Raw genomic sequence first — 255 nt, 5'->3', positions numbered from 1 at the left:
CCCTTGCACTATAAAAAGGAAGCTCAATAAAGCTGTAATATAAACAGCTTTATTATTTAGAAATTTCATCACACTATACTAGCGCAACTGATTGCTGTAAGTAGGTAACCCACTGCTCAGTTTTTCCATAATAATGGGCTATATCGGCTTTTTGCCACTTACCTGTGTTAAATTCAAATGCTGCACTAGGAAAGCCTTGCCCATGAATATCGTGCAATAAGCCTCGGCTTTGTGCTATATGTTGATCTGTTGCAC

General features: G+C 38.4%; 1 pseudogene. It reads right to left on the bottom strand.

What is annotated here, in order from left to right:
- Window positions 1-73: 73 nt before the first annotated feature.
- Window positions 74-255 (bottom strand): annotated as a pseudogene (locus tag AAEY83_RS16830) (hypothetical protein); the annotation flags it as partial.

Origin of the sequence: Psychrobacter sp. TB20-MNA-CIBAN-0197 (genome assembly GCF_040309765.1) — a bacterium.
Classification (GTDB): Bacteria; Pseudomonadota; Gammaproteobacteria; order Pseudomonadales; family Moraxellaceae; genus Psychrobacter; species Psychrobacter submarinus.
This window is presented reverse-complemented; position numbering and strand designations above follow the sequence as displayed.